Below are 16,342 nucleotides of genomic sequence, written 5' to 3'. Positions count from 1 at the left end.
TACTGGAGGCATGCAGCTGGAGGAGATCGGCCGAATCATCAGCGATCACGCCGATCAGCGCGAACTGCCCATTCCTGGTCTCGTCGTGCTGCGGGCCGATCGGCCCACCCCACCCGAGGTCACGATGAGCGGAACGATCCTGGGCTTCGTCGCGCAAGGGGTGAAACGGGTGTCGGTGGGCGACCGCACCCACGACTACACAGCCGGGCAGTACCTCGTGACCTCAGTGGACCTTCCGATCACCGGGTGCGTGCTGGAAGCCTCCCCGGCCAGTCCCTACCTGGGATTCGGGCTCGTCCTGGACCCCACGGTCGTCGCGGAGCTGCTGCTCATCGCGCCCGTCGGCACCCGCCCGCGCGCGCTCGCACCCGCACTGGCTGTCCGCAGTGCCTCGGCCGAGATGCGCGACGTGAGCGTGCGCCTGCTGCGCCTGCTCGACCGCCCCGAGGACCGCGCCGTGCTGGGCCCCTCCACCCTGCGCGAGCTCGTGTGGCGCTCGATGCAGGGTCCCGACGGTGACGTCGTGCGTCAGCTCGGACTCCAGCACGGGAATGCGCCCGACGTGCGCCGGGCAGTCCGCTGGCTGCGCCACAACTACGCCGAACCCGTGCGCGTCGAGGACCTCGCCCAGCTCGCCTCCATGAGCAGTTCGACCTTCCACAAGGCCTTCACGGCCGTCACCGCCATGAGCCCGATCCAGTTCCAGAAACGGATCCGCCTGCAGGAGGCCCGCCGACTCCTCGTCGCCGGGGAAACCGACGTCACGAGCGCCGCCCACACGGTCGGGTACGACAGCCCTTCGCAGTTCAGCCGCGAGTACCGGCGCCTCTACGGCGCACCCCCGGGGCGAGACACCCGAGGGCTCCGCACCGTTGGTGCACCGGACGTGGCCGCGGGCTGAGCAGCCCGAGAGGGCTGGGAAAGGCGGTCCCACAGTGTGGGGCCGGCCGACCGGCTGCGCAGGGTCGACTTCTGCACCCGACCCGTCGCCGGCGTCCGGGGCAGGCTCGGCACCGTCTCCAGGTAGCGCGGCGTCATGAACGCGGGCATGCGTGTGGCCAGCCAGTCGCCGAGCACACCGAGCTCGACGGGCTCACGCACCACCACGAGGACCTTGATCTCCTGCTCCCCGTCATCGGCGGCCACTCCGACGGCGGCGGCCTCGACCACCGATGGATGGTCCATCACGTAGGCCTCGACCTCGAACGACGAGATGTTCTCGCCCTTGCGGCGGATGCAGTCCTTGTACCGGTCGATGAAGTAGAAGTCCCCGTTGGCGTTGCGGCGCATCGCGTCACCGGTGTGGAACCAGCCGTTGCGCCAGGCCGCGGCGGTGGCGTCGCCGTCGTGGAAGTAGCCGGGGGTCAGTGTCCACGGCTCCGATGTCCGAACGAGCAGCTCTCCGACCTCGTCGGGGGCTACCTCGCGATCATGCTCGTCGACGACCCTCAGCTCGTACCCGCGCGGGTCGACGGCCTGCCGGCCGCAACAGGCCAGGTCCGTGCCGTCGATGTCGACTCGCGCGATCGCACCGCCGATCTCGGTGGAGCCGAACCCGGTGGTCACGGAGACGTCGAAGCGCTGCATGAACTCGGTGGTCTCGTGGATGACGGGTGCGGTCCAGATGTGTTGCAGCGGACCGTCTCGATCGTCGGGTCGCGGCGCGGCGGCGAGAAGGTACTTGATCGACGGCGGGAACAGCTGCGACACCCGGCAGTCGTAGGTGCGGATGTCCTCCCAGAAGGCACGCACACTGAAGCTCGCCCGGAGCACCAACGGCCGTCGTTCGACCAGCGCCTGGCCCAGCGCGCCCTTCCCGGACATGTGCGCGGGCGACAGGAACGAGTAGCGGCTGCCTCCCGGATCGATGCGCGCCGGGAGATGGCCGGGGGGCTGGTTCATCCAGCCCCAAGGAATGATCACGCCTTTCGGGGGACCCGTCGTACCCGATGTGTAGATGACGCACGCCGTGTCGTGCCGCTCCCCGACGCGCGTGGTGATCGGTAGCTCGTCGTGCGCGAACGCGGCAGCGCCCACAAGCCGGAACGGCCAGGGTCCTGGTGGTGGTTCCGCATCGAGCACCACGACCGTCGACAGCCGATCGATTCCGTCCGCGACCTCGGCGACCGCGTCGAGGTACTGCCGTTCCACGACAGCGAGCGACGCTCGGGAGTGACCGAGGAGGTGCGCCAGGGTTCTCCCCCGCAGCTGCGGATTGATCGGGACCTCGACGGCGCCGAGTGCGGCCAACCCGAGCCAGGCATGGTAGGCGGCGAAGGACGGCCCGAGCATCGTGGCAACGGTGTCATCGGCGCCGATGCCCGCCGCTGCGAAACGGCGCGCCCAGGCGTAGTTCGTGTCGACGAACTCGGCAGCGGTCAGCGACGCGCCCGTCTCGGCGGCCACGAGTGCCACCGTGCCCGGTGCCCGGTCGGCGAGATCGGCGAGCAGCCGCGGGACGGTGGCGAGACCGGGACCGGGGCGCATCATCCGGCCCTCTCCAGGTCCTGCGCGGCAGGGGTCGCCACGAGCCGTCGGGACGACCGGTGACCGATCCACCCGAGGACGCGGGCCATGGCGGCGTAGGTGAGCGCGTCGAGCGGCCACTGCGTGATCACCGTGCCCGCAGCGTTCTTCACGTAGCTGTCGGTCTCCAGCCAGGCCGTCCCGCGGATCTGTCGCTCGAGCCAGCGCACGTACCAGCGCAGCGCTGCGGGCCTCGCTTCGACCGCGGTGACGCCCGAACGGCGCATCCGGGTCAGTGCCCGGACCGCCCAGCGCGCCTGGGCGCGGTGGTTGAGGAAGATCTCACCACCGTGGGTGCTCGGCCCGTAGAGCATGAAGAAGTTCGGGAAGTCCGGCACCGTGATCCCCATCAGGGCGCGCGGCTCGTCCCCCCAGGTCTCCCCCAGCGTCCGTCCGCTGCGCCCGATGATCTTCGTGGTGGCGAGCAGCCGCTCGGTCCGGAAGCCGGTCGCCAGCACGATCGCGTCGACCGCTGTCTCCACACCGCGGGCGTCGACCACTCCGGTCCCGGTCAGCGCGGTGACGGCATGGGGCACGAGCTCGACGTTCTTGCGCAGCAGCGCCGGGTAGAAGTCCCCGTTGAGGACGAGCCGCTTGCCGGCGAACCCGTACCGCGGCGTCACGGCCTCAATGAGGTCGGGCCGGTCGGCGAACACCGCGGCGATGTAGCCCTCGGCCAGCTGCCGCGAGCGCTGGGACCAGCGGGTCCGGGGCTTGTACATCCGCCCGCGGAACTGGGCGCGGCTCACCTGCACGAGGTAGGAGATCCGCGTCCGGCGGCGCGCGAGCTCGCTCTCGGACCGGTGCCGGGCCCGGTCGGCGTCGCTGTAGTCGTGGTCCCCCTTCGGCAGCACCCACCCGGGCTCGCGCTGGTACACCGTCAGCCGACCGACGACAGGAGCCAGTGCGGCGACGACCTGGGTGGCGCTCGATCCGACACCGACGACGGCGACGTGCTTGCCGGTCAGGTCCAGACCATCCTCCCATCGGGCGGTGTGCAGCTTCGGACCCGTGAACCGCTCGAAGCCGGGCCAGCTCGGGTAGCGCGGGGTGTTGAGCAGGCCGACCGCGCTGATGACCGCCCGTGCGTGCAGGATCGCGCCGGTCGAGAGGACCACGCGATATCGCTGCCGGTCCTCCTCCCAGACGGCTTCGTCCACAGAGGTGCCGAGCTCGAGGTGCTCCCGCAGCCCCTGCTCGTCGACAACCTCCTCGATGTAGCGCTGGATCTCCGGTTGCCGGGCGTGCGAGCGGCTCCAGTCGAAGCGCTTGAACGACCAGGAGTAGAGGTGCGAGTGCACATCCACCTCGGCCCCCGGATAGCGGTTCTCCCACCAGGTGCCGCCGACGCCCGCGTTCTTCTCGATGATCCGGAAGCGAGTGAACCCCGCTCTCCGCAGCATCAGGCCCGCGGTGAGGCCGCCGAGGCCCGCGCCGATGACGACGGCGTCGAGGTCGACTTCGGGGTCGGCTTCGGGGTCGGCACTCGATCCTCGGGAGCTCTCCGGATCAGGCATCAGTATCGGCCTCCTGCCGCATCTGCACGCCGAAGGGGACGTCTTCGTCCGTCTCGACACCGACCACGACGCCGGCCATGACGAACGGCACGGTGGCCTCGTTGCGCCACGGATCCTGGAGGCGGCGATCGCCATCTTCGCCGAACGGGGCTACGCCGCCACATCGACCGCGCAGATCGCCGCAGCCGCCGGCGCCTCGAAGGAGACTCTGTACGCCTACTTCGGCGACAAGGCCGGACTGCTGCGCGCCGCCATGGTTTCACTGGTCACCGCTCCCGACCAGCCGCACACCGGGCCACCCGTGGACGCGACGACGTCCGCCGCGGAGTTCGAGGCCCTGCTGCTACAGCAGGCCGAGTCGTTGGTGAGCGATCTGATGCAGCCCTCCTACCTCGCTCTGGCGCGCATCGTCGTTGCGGAGACGCCTCGGGACCCCTCGCTCGCGGACCTGTTCAGGACAGCCGTCGCCGCCCGGGCCTTGGGGGCCATCAGCGCCGCCGTGCATGCCGGCGGGGAGCACTGCCTCGTCGATCGGGGGGTCGACATCGGTCGTGCCGCCCGGGCTCTCGTCGGACCGCTGCTCACCTACGTCCTGCTCGACGGTCTCCTCCGCGCCCCGGACGACATCCGCCGTCCCTCGCCGGACGCCGTCCGGGGACAAGTGATCCTTTTCTGCCGTTCCATCCGGCCGCGACACCCACAACCACGAGACCAGGAGACGTCATGATGGCCCGACCCGTCCCGAACACTCGGAACCACAACGAATCCGATACCCCGGACAGCTGGACCCGCGTCCGCCTGGTCGAGCCCTCCACCTCGGGCTTCGTACACGTCGGCGCGGGCTCCGGATCGTGGCGGCTCCCGTTGGTCCTGCCCAGCGGACGCCGCCGCACGATCGTCGCGCTCATGCGCGAGGCGGCAACGATCCTGCGGCACGACCCCCGCGTCCTGCGCGCCGACGTGTTCCACGCGATCCTTCGTCCCCCCGGTCGCTCCGACGGCGCCGGTCCCGACACCCCGGACGCGGACTTCGATGCCGTGCTCCTCGTCGAGACCACGACGGTCGCCGACGCTTCGGAACTTCGCGGCGGCGCCGTCATCGCCGGACTCCTGACAGACCTGCAGTCGACGGCGGCCAGCACCCTGGTCTTCGCCGGGTCAAACCCCCGGCGCATCGGGACGGTCGACCATGACCGTCAAGGTGTCCTCCTCTTCAACTACTTCTCCGCCGAGGACGTCACCTCCAACCTGTTCGCCTGGCAGTACACGGCAGGGTGGTTCCAGGACCAGACCGGACTGGACAACTCCACCGTCCTGCAGCCGGTCGAGCCAGGCGCAGTGCCGTACACCCTGGTGAACCACTGCCGCTGGGACCGCCTGCGCGACATCGTGCCCGCACTCGTGTTCAAGCGCAGCTTCCGCGCTTTCGTCCTGCGCGTCCTCAGCGAGAACCAGGTCGACCCGCGCCCGATCCTCTACAGGCTCGATCGCGGCTGATCCGCGGTACGGCGATCGGAGCCGCGAACGACACCGGCCTCACGACACGAGGTTGGCGAAGCCAGGCGGTAGCTCCGTCGCTGCGGGTCGGGAGCGGTCCCGGGCGTGGGTCGCGACCTCACCCAGGAGACGTCGGCGTGCCCGAAGTGATGGCGGTCGACGCCGACAGCGTCTGCAGCCGCATCCCGCGTCCAACAACGTCGGGGTGACGGCGTGGCACGTCGACCGCCGGCTCGACGAGAACGCCGGTTCCCCGGGACCGGTGCGCGACATGCGCCTCGCCATCAAGGACGAGTGACTCACCGTGCTGGCGTTACACCTTCGAACTGGCCGGCGCCGACAACGTCGCTCGTTCTGTGGTCGAACTCGACACTCTGCTCGTCGCCGCACACAACGGCTGGCCACCGGCCGCTCCGATCAGATCCGGTACGCGCGCAGCCACGAGCGCCATCGACGCGGCCCGCCGCCGGCGACATCCACCGCGGCCGCGGCTCAGAGGTCGAGTTGGCACTGTAGCGCCGGCGCGAGCATCGCGACCACCTCGTCGGAGCTCAACGCCGCGACCGGTGGCAGCACCAAGACGTAGCGGGTCAGCGCCACACCCAGAACATGGGCCGCCACCCGCCCGGCTCGCGCGGCGACGTCGCCTGCGCCGGACGTGCCCGACGGCGACAATCGGGCGACCAGTTCGACGACCTGCGCGGCGAAGACACCGCGGATCCGCTCCGCCGCGACGTCGTTCGTGGTCGCCGAGCGCAGCAGCACCACCAGCACCGGGCCTGTCCGCGGGCCCTCCCACAGGTCCACGAAGTGCCGAGCCAACACCTCGCCGCGGTGCGCCCGGTCGACCGGCCGCAGGTCCGGAAGCCGCAGGTCCACATCCACCACGGCCGAGAACAGGCCCTCCTTGCTGCCGAAGTACCGAATGACCATCGACGGGTCGATGCCGGCGACTCCGGCGACGAGCCGCACCGTGGTCCGCTCGTAGCCGCGCTCGGCGAACACCTGCAGACCAGCGGCCAGCACTGCTTCCCTGTTGGGCCGCGACCTCTCCGTGAACACCATGGTCGGAGCATATGCCAACAGTCGTTGGCAATCTGTCGGGATCGTGCGGTACTGTCATTGCCAACAACCGTTGGCGAACAGGAGTCCACGATCATGAAGTCAACCCTCCCCACCAGCGTCGACGTGCTCGTCGTCGGCGCCGGACCTGCCGGCCTCACTGCGTCGACCGTGCTGCACAGCCGAGGCGTCCACCACCTGACCGTGGACCGCGCACCGCTGGGCACCAACACCTCGCGCGCAGCCGTCGTGCACGCCCGCACGCTGGAGGTCCTCGACGACATCGGGATCGCCGACACCCTCGTCGAACGCGGCGTGGTCGTACCGACCTTCACCGTGCGCGACCACGACCGGGTGCTCGTCACGATCGGGTTCGACGATCTACCGACCCGCTTCCCCTACACCTTGATGGTCCCCCAGAACATCACCGAAGCCGTACTCGCCGACCACCTCCGCACCCAGGGCGGCTCGATCACACCCGGGTGGCGACTCGACCGGATCGACCTCGACACCGACCCCGGCCGTGTCCACGCCGACCTCGTCGACGAGGACGGGCGGCGAAGCACGATCGCCGCCCGCTACCTCATCGCCGCCGACGGGATGCACAGCACCGCACGCGAGCTCGTGGGCATCCCCTTCCAAGGCGCCGCCTACCCGCAGTCGTTCGTCCTCGCCGACGTCCGCATGGACTGGTCCCTGCCCGCCGACGAGGTCCAACTGTTCTTCTCCCCCGCAGGCCTGGTCGTCGTCGCACCGCTACCCGGCGGGCACCACCGCGTCGTCGCCACCGTCGACGACGCACCGGAACACCCCGACCTCGCCGACATCACCGACCTACTCAGCACCCGCGGACCCCGCTCGAACCCGACCCACGTGCACGAGGTTGCGTGGAGCTCACGGTTCCGCGTCCATCACCGCCTCGCCGCCACCTACCGCCACGGGCCCGTCCTCCTCGCCGGAGACGCCGCCCACGTCCACAGCCCAGCAGGCGGGCAGGGCATGAACATCGGCATCCAGGACGCCGCCCTTCTCGCCAACCTGATCGCCGACGTCACCACCGGCGACGCGCCCGACCAGTCACTCGACGCCTACGAGGAACGACGACGCCCCATCGCCCGCGGCGTCGTCCGGCTCACCGACCGCATGACCCGCGCCGCCACCCTCCACGGACCCGCCACCCGTGTCCGCAACCTCGCACTCCGCACCGCCGGCGCACTACCCCCCGTTCGACACGCACTCGCCATGAACCTCTCCGAACTCAACACCGGCGAGCGCCAGACCCACGCACCAGCAACGCGTCGATCCCCTCGTCGAGCGACCTCCGAGCCAGGCCAGCACCGCTGAGCGTCCTCTTCATAGCGGCCGCCCGTGCGGATCCGGTCGCCGCGGCAGACCCGCCGTCGCGGATCGGACATCTCCGTCCGTCTGATCCCCGCCGTCGGGCGCCTGCCGCACCGGACCTCGGCCGCACAGCAACTGGTAGCCGAACAGCATGCCGAACACGCCCAGCAGGATCGCCAGGCCTCCGCTCGGCTCCTCGTCGATCCTCCCCCCGACACCGACGATCGTGAACAGAAGACCGCCGAGCAGCAGCGACACCCCGACCGCGACGTGCTCCCGCCGCAACGGGCCGAACCGGGCCCAGGCGGTCGGCCCCACCCGCTGCGGCGGCACGTCGCCGGGCACCGGACCAGGGGCGTTCGTCACCGACGCTCCCCTCGCCGACCAGCCCGACGCGCCGATCGTGTCACCGGGCCCCGGGAGGGATCCCCGAAGTGACGCCGGCTGATCAGGGCGGCTACGACGCATATGGACTCCGTGGCGTCAACGGCACTTCACCCGATCGGGCAGTTCTCGACACTTTCATCTAGATGAATGGGGAGGTGCCCACATCAGCCCCCCAGCGCCGGCTCAGTATCGGAGCGACCTACAACCTGCGCGACATCGGTGACTACCCGGTCGCAGGCGGTCTGCGGACCGGATGGGGCCTGCTGTTCCGCTCCGACGCCACCCGCTTCACCGCCACCGCCGACCTCACGGCGCTGGGCCTGCAGACCGTGATCGATCTTCGCGACGCCGCGGAGGTGACCACCGTGCCGACCGGTCTGGACGCGCTCGTCCCGACCGTGCGGCGCCGCCCGCTCGATTCGCGCTCGCTGCTGTCGGCAGTGTCCGTCGACGCGCCCGACCCGCTCGGCGATCTCTACGCGACGTTGCTGCGGCAGCGGGGCCCGCAGCTCGCCGCGATCGTGGCCGATCTCGCCCGTCCGGGCGCTCTGCCCGCGCTCGTGCACTGCGCTGCGGGCAAGGACCGCACCGGCGTCGTGATCGCGCTCGTGCTCTCCGCGATCGGGGTGACCGATGATGTGGTCACCGCCGACTACGCGCTGACCTCGAACTACCTGACAGCGGGCTTCTTTGCCGCGCTGCCGGCCGAGTCCGGTGCTGTCGACCCGGTCAACGCGTCGCTGCACAACGCCCGCCCGGAGTCCATGGCAGCGATGTTGCACGTGCTCGCCGTCGAGTTCGGCGGCGCCCGCGCCTACCTCGCTCGTCACGGCGTGCCGGTCGAGGCGATCGACCACCTCCGCACCGCTCTCACCCAGTAGGAGCCCCGATGAAGATCGTGCAGATCTCCGACACCCACCTGACCGCCGCCGGCGGGCCCACCGAGGAGGGCTTTCGGCTCCTCGTCCGCCACCTCGACGAGGACGTTCGCCCCGACCTGGTCGTGCACTCGGGTGACATCCAGGTCCTCGATCCCGACGACACCGCCGATCGCGTCCGCTCGCGCGAGCTGCTCGATCTGATCAGCACGCCGCTGCTGGTCGTCCCGGGCAATCACGACGTCGGCATGCCCGGCCTGAACGCGTGGGCCGGTATCACTGTGACCGACGCGCGGGTGGCGGCGCACGTGGCCGTTTTCGGCCCCGACCACTGGCGGCACGAGACCGACGAGGCGGTGCTGATCGGGATCGACAGCGAGCTGCTCGGTTCCGGGCTGCAGCGCGAGGCCGACCAGTGGCGCTGGATCGAGGACACCGTCGCAGACCTGCCCGTCCGGAAGCCGGTCCTGTTGTTCCTGCACAAGCCGCTGTGGTCGGCTACCGACGAGCCCGTCGACCATCAGGTCGACGTCGGCCCCGTGGCACGGGACCGGCTGCTCGGCCTGCTCGAGCGGATCGACCTGCGATCCGTCGGCTGTGGCCACCTGCACCGCTACCGCCAGGTCCGACGGGACCGTGCGATCGAGGTCTGGGCGCCTGCCACCGCCTTCCTGGCCGCCGGCGAGGACAGCCTTCCCGACGGCCGCCAGGAACTGGGCTACGTCGAGTACACCGTCGAGGGCGGCGAGGTCACCGCCCAGTTCCGGCTCGTGCCCGGCATGCCGCAGATCACCACAGACGACGTGCCCTCGATCGCTCAGGCGATCGAGGCCATGACGGCGCTGCGCTAGTGGCCGCCATCGAGCTCGACGGCATCGTGCGCCGGTTCGGTGACACGACCGCGGTCGCCGACGTCTCGCTGGCCACGGAACGCAACGAGTTCCTCGTGCTCCTCGGCCCCAGCGGCTGCGGGAAGACCACTCTGCTGCGGATGATCGCCGGCTTGCTGCCGCCGTCGGACGGCCGCATCCTGGTCGACGGCCGCGACGTCACCCCCTTGCCGCCCCGGGAGCGCGACCTGGCCATGGTGTTCCAGAACTACGCGCTGTACCCACACCTGAGCGTCGAGCGAAACCTGGGGTTCGGGCTGAGCGTGCGCAGGACCGGTCGGGAGGAGATCCGCCGGCGCGTTGACGAGGTCGCAGAGCTGCTGGATCTGGGCCACCTGCTGCGCCGCAGGCCGAAGGAACTCTCCGGCGGGCAGCGACAGCGGGTCGCGCTGGGCCGCGCGATGGTGCGCGACCCGCGGGCCTTCCTGATGGACGAGCCGCTGTCCAACCTCGACACGAAACTGCGCGCCAGCACCCGTTCCCAGCTGATCTCGCTGCACCGCAAGCTGGACACGACCTTCGTCTACGTCACCCACGACCAGATCGACGCGATGACGATGGCAACGAAGGTCGCGGTGCTCAACCACGGCAGGATCGAACAGTTCGGCGCACCCGTGGAGATCTACGACGAGCCCGCATCGGCGTTCGTCGCCGGGTTCATGGGTGCCCCGCCCATGAACCTGCTGCCGGCCGAACTGAGCACCGACCACGACGACCGGCTCGTGGTGCGCGGTCCCGGCGTCGCCGTCTCGCTGCCGCACCGCGGCGGCACCGACCCGGGAGCACGCCTGGTGCTGCTGGGGGTGCGCCCCGAGCATCTCGTCCCGGTCCCCGCCGACCACACCGGGCCCGCTCTGCGTGGGCGGGTGGACATCGTGGAGAACCTCGGCAACGAAGAGATCGCCGAGTGCCAGATCGGGAACCAGCGGGTGAGCATTCGCGGCTCGCGGCCGATCGGCCTCGCCCCCGGCGACGCCACGACCCTGGCCGTACGGCCCGAGCACGTCCACCTCTTCGCCCGGCAGAGCGGCCGACGCCTCGTCTGGGAGCCCGAACAGGCCCCCGCTCTCGTTCCCTGAAAGGGACCGTCATGAAGTTCCCCCGCGCTCTGCCCGTACTGGCGCTCGCGCTCGCCGCCGCCCTCACCGGTTGCGCCAACGTCCCCACGACCACCGCCCAGACCTCCGAGTCGGCCACGGCGATCATCCCCGAGCTGGCACCGGACCAGCAGGTCTCGATCCGCTGGGAGAGCTACAACCTCGCCAGCGCCGGGATCTTCGGCGAGACCACGAAGAACCTGGTCGCCGAGTTCCGGAAGCAGCATCCCAACATCCACGTCGAGGCTGTGCCACCGCAGGGCGGCGTCGCCGAGATCGCGCAGAGCGTGCAGCGCCAAGTGATCGCCGGCAGCCCACCGGATGTCGGGCAGCTGACCTTCGCCGATCTCCGCTACACCGCCAGCGACCTGGGGGCGCAATCGCTCGACAAGCTCGTCGGCCGCGACGAGGTGCAGAAGCTGCTCACCGCGAGCCCGCACCCCTACGCGCCCCGGGCCGCCGTGCTCGGCGACGTCGACGGCACCACCTACGGCATCCCCTACGTCTTCTCGACGCCGATGCTGTTCATCAACGCCGACCTGTTCCGCAGAGCGGGCCTCGACCCCGCGCACCTGCCGAAGACCTGGGAAGAGGTTGCCACCGCCGCCGCAGCGATCGCGAAAGTTCCCGGCACCAGTGGCGGGGCCTACCTCAGCTGCTTGGACGGGCCGTCCGGCGGCGACTGGTGCCTCACCGGCATCGTCCGATCGGCGGGCGGGCGCCTGCTCTCCGCGGACGGGACGTCCCTCGCCTGGACCGACCCGAAGTCCGTCGAGGCGTTCACCGGCCTGCAGAAGATCGCCCAGGCCGGCCAGAACGCCCTGCCCAACCTCAGTGGCTCCGACGCGCAGGACGCCTTCCTGCGCGGCAACCTCGGCATGCTGCTGTCCACGGCAGCCCTGCAGAACGCGATCCTGACGTCGTCGGCGGGCAAGTGGCAGGCGACCGCTGCCCCGATGCCGAGCTTCGGCGCCACCCCGGCCGTGCCCACCAACTCCGGCTCTGCGCTGTTCATCCTCACGAAGGACCCGGCCAAGCAGCGCGCCGCGTGGGAGCTGATCAAGTTCCTGACCAGCGCACAGAGCGAGAGCACCATTACCTCGAAGATCGGGTACGTGCCCCTGCGAGCCTCGCTGATCGACGATCCCGCCTACCTCAAGTCCTTCGCCGACGCCCATCCGGACTTCGTCCGGCCCAACGTCGCGCAGCTCGACCGGCTCGAACCGTGGGTGTCCTACCCAGGACCGAACTATCAGCAGATCCGCACCTTGTTGAACAAGGCCACCGAGGAGATCGTGTTCCGCGGAGCCGACCCGCTCGCGACCCTGACCGCCGCGCAGACCAGCGCCCAGGCCCTCATGCCGACGTGACGACGGCGACGTGACAGACCTCCTCGACCGTCCGGCCCCGGTTCCCGGGCGCTTCGTGGAACCGGGTGTGCCGGTCCCGCGGAGCAGCCCGGGGCCGGTGGCCCGCTGGCCCCTGCTGCGCCGGCTCGCCGACGGCGCGACACCGTTCCTGTATCTGGTGCCCGCCCTGGCCGGGCTCCTGATCTGGGTGTACTCACCGCTGGTCCAGACCATCCAGCTGTCCTTCTACGACTGGAACCTGGTGCCCACCTCACCGGCCCACCCAGCGGGCTGGTCGAACTACGCGGAGGCGCTGAGCCTCCCCCAGCTCGGCCAGGCGACCGTGAACACGCTGTTCTACCTGCTCGGGCTGCTGCCGTTCACCATCGTGGTCCCGCTGCTCGTGGTGTTCGCCTCGCAGCAGGTTCATGGCCGGGCCAGGGCTTTCTACCGGACGGCGATCTTCGCGCCGTACCTGATCGCCCCGATCGTCACGGCCATCGTGTGGCGCTGGCTGCTCGACCCGGGCGGCGGGCTGGTCAACCAGGTGCTCGGCATGTTCGGCGTCGCCCCCATCTCGTTCCTGCGGGATCCGCAGTGGGCGATGTGGTCGATCGTGGTGATCGTCGGCTGGCAGCTGCTCGGATTCGCCGTACTCGTCGTCTCTGCGGGCGCATCCGGCATCTCGGAGGACTACGCCGCAGCGGCCCGCACCGACGGAGCCACCGAAGGCCAGATCACCCGGCGGATCACCCTGCCGTTGCTGTCCCCCACGCTGCTGTTCATGGCGACCCTGACCATCCTGTCGGCTGCCCAGCTGATGTTCCCGATGATCCAGACACTCACCCAGGGTGGCCCCGGCGACTCCACCACCAACCTCTACTACCTCCTCTACGACACCGCATTCGGCTCGTTCGACGTCGGCCTCGCGTCGGCCGCGAGCGTGCTGTTCTTCCTCGGCTTCGGAATGCTGGCGTGGGGCGCGGTGTGGCTGATGGACCGCTGGAGCTTCCATGACGACTGATCGACCGACCCGCCTGCTCGGGCACATCGGCCTCGGCGTGATCACCGTGTTCAGCCTGGCCCCGATCGTCTGGATGTACCTCACCGCCCTGCGCCCGCGCGACGATGCGTTGGACCAGTCGGTGCTTCCTACCGGGCTCAGCCTCGACAACCTGCGCGCAGCGGCGCAGCTGCTCCCGCTGGGCGGGTTGATCGGCAACACCGCGTTCATGGCCCTCGGGGTGGCGGTCTGCCAGCTGTTCACCGCGCTGCTCGCGGCCTACGCCTTCGGCTGTTGGCGCTTCCGCGGCGACCGGCTGCTGTTCCTGGTGTTCGTCGCCACCTGGCTGGTTCCGTTCCAGGTCACGATGCTGCCCAACTACGTGCTGCTGTCGAACCTCGGCTGGCTCAACACCCTGACCGGTGTGATCGTCCCGCAGGTCACCGCACCGTTCGCGGTGCTGCTGCTGCGGCAGCACATGCGGTCGTTCCCACGTGAGTTGCTCGACGCCGCCCGGATGGACGGCCGCTCACACTGGAACACCCTGTGGACGGTGGTGGTGCCATCGCTGCGGGGACCGCTCGCGGCACTGGCGATCCTGCTGTTCGTCACGGCCTGGAACGAGTACTTCTGGCCGCTGCTCGTGCTGACGGATCCGGCGTCGGTGGTGCAGATCGGGCTGCGCAGCCTGATCACCGAGGTGGGGACTGACTACGGTGCGATGATGGCCGCAGCCGGCGCCCTCTGCCTGCCCATTCTCGGGGTCTACCTGTTGCTGCAACGCCACGTCGTCAACGCTTTCGTCCGATCCGGTCTGCGGTGACCGCCGCACGCAACAGCCGCCGCGGCGGCCCACCGGTCTACCGTCAGGTGGAGAGCGAACTGCTCCGCCGGATCCGCGAGGGCGAGCTGGCCCCGGGCTCTCGCCTGCCCACCGAACCGGAGCTCGCCGCCGAGTGGGGAGTCAACCGGCTCACCATCCGCCAGGCGATCGGCGAACTCGCCCGTGCCGGGCACCTCACCGTCCGCCAGGGCGCCGGAACCTTCGTTGCCGTACCTCTGATGGTCATCCAGTTCGACCTACCCCGGATGCCGTCCACGGACGCCGACGCCGGGAGCACCGCATCCCTTGCCGAGTACGTCAACGAGGACCAGACCGAGACGCTCGTCCACCTCACCGACCGAGATAGCGACGTCGCCGCCGCCGAGGCGCTCGGTTCACCAGGCCCGTTCCTGCGGATCGACACCCTGGTACGGACCAGGGAGCAGCCCTTCCTCGTCGCGGGCTACTGGCTCGAAGCCGAACGGTTCCCCGGCTTCACAGGCTTCGCCACCGGCCACCGTTCCGAGCGGATCGCGCTCTTCCAGATCCTGCGGGACCACTACGACCTGCGGCTCCGCCACGACTGGCGCTCCCTCGCCGCCGGCGTAGCGAGCCGCGAGGACGCAACACTGCTCGACATCCACACCGGCAGCCCCGTGATGTACCGGGACGGCGTCAACGTCGACGACGAACTCCGACCCACCATGTACCTGCGCCGCCGCATCCGCGGGGACCGCATCCGCTTCACACTGCGCTACGACACCACGTAGGCCGCCGCACCACGCGCCACGACGTCGAGGTGGCGTCGACGAGCATGCACGCGCGGCCGGTCGTGTGGGCCGTCGTTGCCGCGGCCGCACAGGGTCTCCACGTCGAAGCTCACACCGACGCCGGCTCGTCGCTGACTCCAGGGGTGATTGACTGGTGCGATGCCCAGGGAATCCGCGTACGTGCGTGACCCTGAACGCCGCCAGCGGATCCTGGCCGCTGCCGGGGACCTCATCGCACAGAGCGGCTACCTCGGCGTGAGCATGGCCGACATCGGCACCGCGGCCGGGATTGTCGGCTCGGGCATCTACCGGCACTTCGATTCGAAGGCCGCGATACTGGTCGAGCTGTTCGACCAGGTCGTCGACCGGCTCGTCGCCGACGCCGAGGTGCTGTTGCACGAGCGCAGCACTCCGGAGGAGACGCTCGCTGCGCTGGTCCGTGGGCAGGTCCGCTTCGCGATGGACGAGCGGACGCTCTGCGAGATCTACGTGCGGGAGTCGCGGCACCTGCCCGACAACGATCAGCGTCGGCTGCGCTGGAAGCAGCGGCACTACGTCGACCTGTGGCAGGACCTGTTGCGCAGCGTCCATCCCGATCTCACCGCCCCCGAGACCGCGGTGCTGGTGCACGCGGCCATCGCGGCCGGGCAGGCAGTGCTGCGCTTCCGCAGCCCGCTCGACGAGCAGGAGCTGGCTCGGCTGCTGACCGAGGCAGCGTGCCGGGCCCTGCGGATCGACCCCTCCGCGGGGATCACCCGGCCGACAGTCGTCGTCGACACGGCGTAACCGTTCGGATCACGCTGTCACGGAGCTTTGAGCTCGGGGAACTGGTCGTCACGCCATTCGGTGATGCTCGGCCCGGACGCGGCTGTGTCCTCCTCGCGGCGGCGCAGATCGACCCGGCGGATCTTGCCGGAGATCGTCTTGGGCAGCTCGAAGAACTCCAGCCGACGCACCCGCTGGAACGGGGCAAGGTTCTCCCTGGCGTGCTTCAGGATCGCCAGTGCGGTCTCCCGGTCCGGTTCGTAGCCCGCCGCCAGCGCCACGTAGGCCTTCGGGACGGCCAGCCGCAGCTCGTCCGGGGCCGGCACGATCGCGGCCTCCGCGACGGCGGGGTGCTCGATCAGCACGCTCTCCAGCTCGAACGGGGAGATCTTGTAGTCGCTGGCCTTGAACACGTCGTCGGTGCGGCCGATGTAGAA

The 16,342-nt window shown here is 70.1% G+C and carries 18 protein-coding genes and 1 pseudogene; 13 read left to right on the top strand and 6 right to left on the bottom strand.

What is annotated here, in order from left to right; translation table 11 throughout:
* Nucleotides 1–10: 10 nt before the first annotated feature.
* Nucleotides 11–901: an AraC family transcriptional regulator gene (locus tag ACFPFQ_RS41790; protein WP_379628817.1), complete on the top strand. Its 891-nt coding sequence runs from the start codon at nt 11–13 to the stop codon at nt 899–901.
* Here the strand turns inward: ACFPFQ_RS41790 and ACFPFQ_RS41785 are convergent.
* The gene (locus ACFPFQ_RS41785) at nt 829–2,490 is read right to left on the bottom strand and encodes an AMP-binding protein (protein ID WP_379628816.1); all 1,662 of its coding nucleotides are present in this window, start codon (nt 2,488–2,490) and stop codon (nt 829–831) included. The two genes, ACFPFQ_RS41790 and ACFPFQ_RS41785, sit on opposite strands and share 73 nt — an antisense overlap.
* A complete protein-coding gene (locus ACFPFQ_RS41780) occupies nt 2,487–4,043 on the bottom strand; it encodes a flavin-containing monooxygenase (protein ID WP_379628815.1) in 1,557 nt (518 codons plus the stop codon). The genes ACFPFQ_RS41785 and ACFPFQ_RS41780 overlap by 4 nt, the downstream gene beginning before the upstream one ends.
* A 112-nt stretch (nt 4,044–4,155) precedes the next feature.
* Between ACFPFQ_RS41780 and ACFPFQ_RS41775 the strand changes: the two are divergent.
* The 3 genes and pseudogenes from ACFPFQ_RS41775 to ACFPFQ_RS41765 all read left to right on the top strand — a co-directional run.
* Nucleotides 4,156–4,284: pseudogene (locus tag ACFPFQ_RS41775) on the top strand (TetR family transcriptional regulator); the annotation flags it as partial.
* A 12-nt stretch (nt 4,285–4,296) separates the two neighbouring features.
* Nucleotides 4,297–4,770 carry a TetR/AcrR family transcriptional regulator C-terminal domain-containing protein gene (locus ACFPFQ_RS41770; RefSeq protein WP_379628891.1) on the top strand — a complete coding sequence of 158 codons (474 nt, stop codon included), beginning with the start codon at nt 4,297–4,299 and terminating at the stop codon, nt 4,768–4,770.
* Complete coding sequence (locus ACFPFQ_RS41765; RefSeq protein ID WP_379628814.1) at nt 4,767–5,540, top strand: hypothetical protein; 774 nt, start codon at nt 4,767–4,769, stop codon at nt 5,538–5,540. Before ACFPFQ_RS41770 ends, ACFPFQ_RS41765 begins: the two co-directional genes overlap by 4 nt.
* 492 nt (nt 5,541–6,032) lie before the next feature.
* On the opposite strand, the gene ACFPFQ_RS41760 is transcribed toward ACFPFQ_RS41765, so the two are convergent.
* Entirely contained in the window at nt 6,033–6,605 is a 573-nt protein-coding gene (locus tag ACFPFQ_RS41760) for a TetR/AcrR family transcriptional regulator (RefSeq protein WP_379628813.1), read from the bottom strand.
* A 93-nt stretch (nt 6,606–6,698) separates the two neighbouring features.
* Here ACFPFQ_RS41760 and ACFPFQ_RS41755 point away from each other — a divergent pair, with 93 nt between their 5' ends.
* Complete coding sequence (locus ACFPFQ_RS41755; protein ID WP_379628812.1) at nt 6,699–7,946, top strand: FAD-dependent oxidoreductase; 1,248 nt, start codon at nt 6,699–6,701, stop codon at nt 7,944–7,946.
* A 9-nt stretch (nt 7,947–7,955) separates the two neighbouring features.
* Here ACFPFQ_RS41755 and ACFPFQ_RS41750 read toward each other — a convergent pair whose 3' ends face one another.
* Nucleotides 7,956–8,309, bottom strand: coding sequence for a hypothetical protein (locus ACFPFQ_RS41750; RefSeq protein ID WP_379628811.1), 354 nt, complete (start codon nt 8,307–8,309; stop codon nt 7,956–7,958).
* A gap of 176 nt (nt 8,310–8,485) precedes the next feature.
* On the opposite strand from ACFPFQ_RS41750, the gene ACFPFQ_RS41745 reads away from it, so the two are divergent.
* From ACFPFQ_RS41745 to ACFPFQ_RS41715, 7 genes are read left to right on the top strand one after another with little or no spacing between them, the layout of a single operon-like run.
* Entirely contained in the window at nt 8,486–9,211 is a 726-nt protein-coding gene (locus ACFPFQ_RS41745) for a tyrosine-protein phosphatase (RefSeq protein WP_379628810.1), read from the top strand.
* An 8-nt stretch (nt 9,212–9,219) separates the two neighbouring features.
* Nucleotides 9,220–10,059: a metallophosphoesterase family protein gene (locus ACFPFQ_RS41740; RefSeq protein ID WP_379628809.1), complete on the top strand. Its 840-nt coding sequence runs from the start codon at nt 9,220–9,222 to the stop codon at nt 10,057–10,059.
* A complete protein-coding gene (locus ACFPFQ_RS41735) occupies nt 10,059–11,177 on the top strand; it encodes an ABC transporter ATP-binding protein (protein ID WP_379628808.1) in 1,119 nt (372 codons plus the stop codon). Before ACFPFQ_RS41740 ends, ACFPFQ_RS41735 begins: the two co-directional genes overlap by 1 nt.
* Nucleotides 11,178–11,188: 11 nt before the next feature.
* Nucleotides 11,189–12,565 (top strand): ABC transporter substrate-binding protein, encoded by a 1,377-nt coding sequence (locus tag ACFPFQ_RS41730; RefSeq protein ID WP_379628807.1) that lies wholly within the window; start codon nt 11,189–11,191, stop codon nt 12,563–12,565.
* Between the two features lie 10 nt (nt 12,566–12,575).
* Complete coding sequence (locus tag ACFPFQ_RS41725) at nt 12,576–13,568, top strand: carbohydrate ABC transporter permease (RefSeq protein ID WP_379628806.1); 993 nt, start codon at nt 12,576–12,578, stop codon at nt 13,566–13,568.
* Entirely contained in the window at nt 13,558–14,370 is an 813-nt protein-coding gene (locus ACFPFQ_RS41720; RefSeq protein ID WP_379628805.1) for a carbohydrate ABC transporter permease, read from the top strand. The genes ACFPFQ_RS41725 and ACFPFQ_RS41720 overlap by 11 nt, the downstream gene beginning before the upstream one ends.
* On the top strand, nt 14,367–15,140 hold the full coding sequence (locus ACFPFQ_RS41715; RefSeq protein ID WP_379628804.1) for a GntR family transcriptional regulator: 774 nt from the start codon (nt 14,367–14,369) through the stop codon (nt 15,138–15,140). The genes ACFPFQ_RS41720 and ACFPFQ_RS41715 overlap by 4 nt, the downstream gene beginning before the upstream one ends.
* Here the strand turns inward: ACFPFQ_RS41715 and ACFPFQ_RS41710 are convergent.
* On the bottom strand, nt 15,125–15,253 hold the full coding sequence (locus tag ACFPFQ_RS41710) for a hypothetical protein (RefSeq protein ID WP_379628803.1): 129 nt from the start codon (nt 15,251–15,253) through the stop codon (nt 15,125–15,127). The genes ACFPFQ_RS41715 and ACFPFQ_RS41710 overlap by 16 nt on opposite strands.
* Nucleotides 15,254–15,299: 46 nt before the next feature.
* Between ACFPFQ_RS41710 and ACFPFQ_RS41705 the strand changes: the two genes are divergently transcribed.
* Nucleotides 15,300–15,926, top strand: a complete 627-nt coding sequence (locus tag ACFPFQ_RS41705) for a TetR/AcrR family transcriptional regulator (RefSeq protein ID WP_379628802.1) — start codon at nt 15,300–15,302, stop codon at nt 15,924–15,926.
* Nucleotides 15,927–15,943: 17 nt separating this feature from the next.
* On the opposite strand, the gene ACFPFQ_RS41700 is transcribed toward ACFPFQ_RS41705, so the two are convergent.
* Nucleotides 15,944–16,342, bottom strand: a 399-nt coding sequence (locus tag ACFPFQ_RS41700; RefSeq protein ID WP_417715050.1) for an AMP-binding enzyme, incomplete at its 5' end; no start/stop codon positions are given.

It is taken from the genome of Pseudonocardia sp. GCM10023141, from assembly GCF_042653605.1.
Note: the sequence above shows the minus strand (reverse complement) of the source record. Positions and strands in the feature narration are given on the sequence as shown.

Coding starts and splice junctions, on each gene's coding strand:
- ACFPFQ_RS41785 (WP_379628816.1), bottom strand. CDS start 2,490: ATGATGCGCCCCGGTCCCGGTCTCGCCACCGTCCCGCGGCTGCTCGCC.
- ACFPFQ_RS41765 (WP_379628814.1), top strand. CDS start 4,767: ATGATGGCCCGACCCGTCCCGAACACTCGGAACCACAACGAATCCGAT.
- ACFPFQ_RS41730 (WP_379628807.1), top strand. CDS start 11,189: ATGAAGTTCCCCCGCGCTCTGCCCGTACTGGCGCTCGCGCTCGCCGCC.
- ACFPFQ_RS41770 (WP_379628891.1), top strand. CDS start 4,297: ATGGTTTCACTGGTCACCGCTCCCGACCAGCCGCACACCGGGCCACCC.
- ACFPFQ_RS41740 (WP_379628809.1), top strand. CDS start 9,220: ATGAAGATCGTGCAGATCTCCGACACCCACCTGACCGCCGCCGGCGGG.
- ACFPFQ_RS41790 (WP_379628817.1), top strand. CDS start 11: ATGCAGCTGGAGGAGATCGGCCGAATCATCAGCGATCACGCCGATCAG.
- ACFPFQ_RS41705 (WP_379628802.1), top strand. CDS start 15,300: ATGCCCAGGGAATCCGCGTACGTGCGTGACCCTGAACGCCGCCAGCGG.
- ACFPFQ_RS41760 (WP_379628813.1), bottom strand. CDS start 6,605: ATGGTGTTCACGGAGAGGTCGCGGCCCAACAGGGAAGCAGTGCTGGCC.
- ACFPFQ_RS41720 (WP_379628805.1), top strand. CDS start 13,558: ATGACGACTGATCGACCGACCCGCCTGCTCGGGCACATCGGCCTCGGC.
- ACFPFQ_RS41755 (WP_379628812.1), top strand. CDS start 6,699: ATGAAGTCAACCCTCCCCACCAGCGTCGACGTGCTCGTCGTCGGCGCC.
- ACFPFQ_RS41780 (WP_379628815.1), bottom strand. CDS start 4,043: ATGCCTGATCCGGAGAGCTCCCGAGGATCGAGTGCCGACCCCGAAGCC.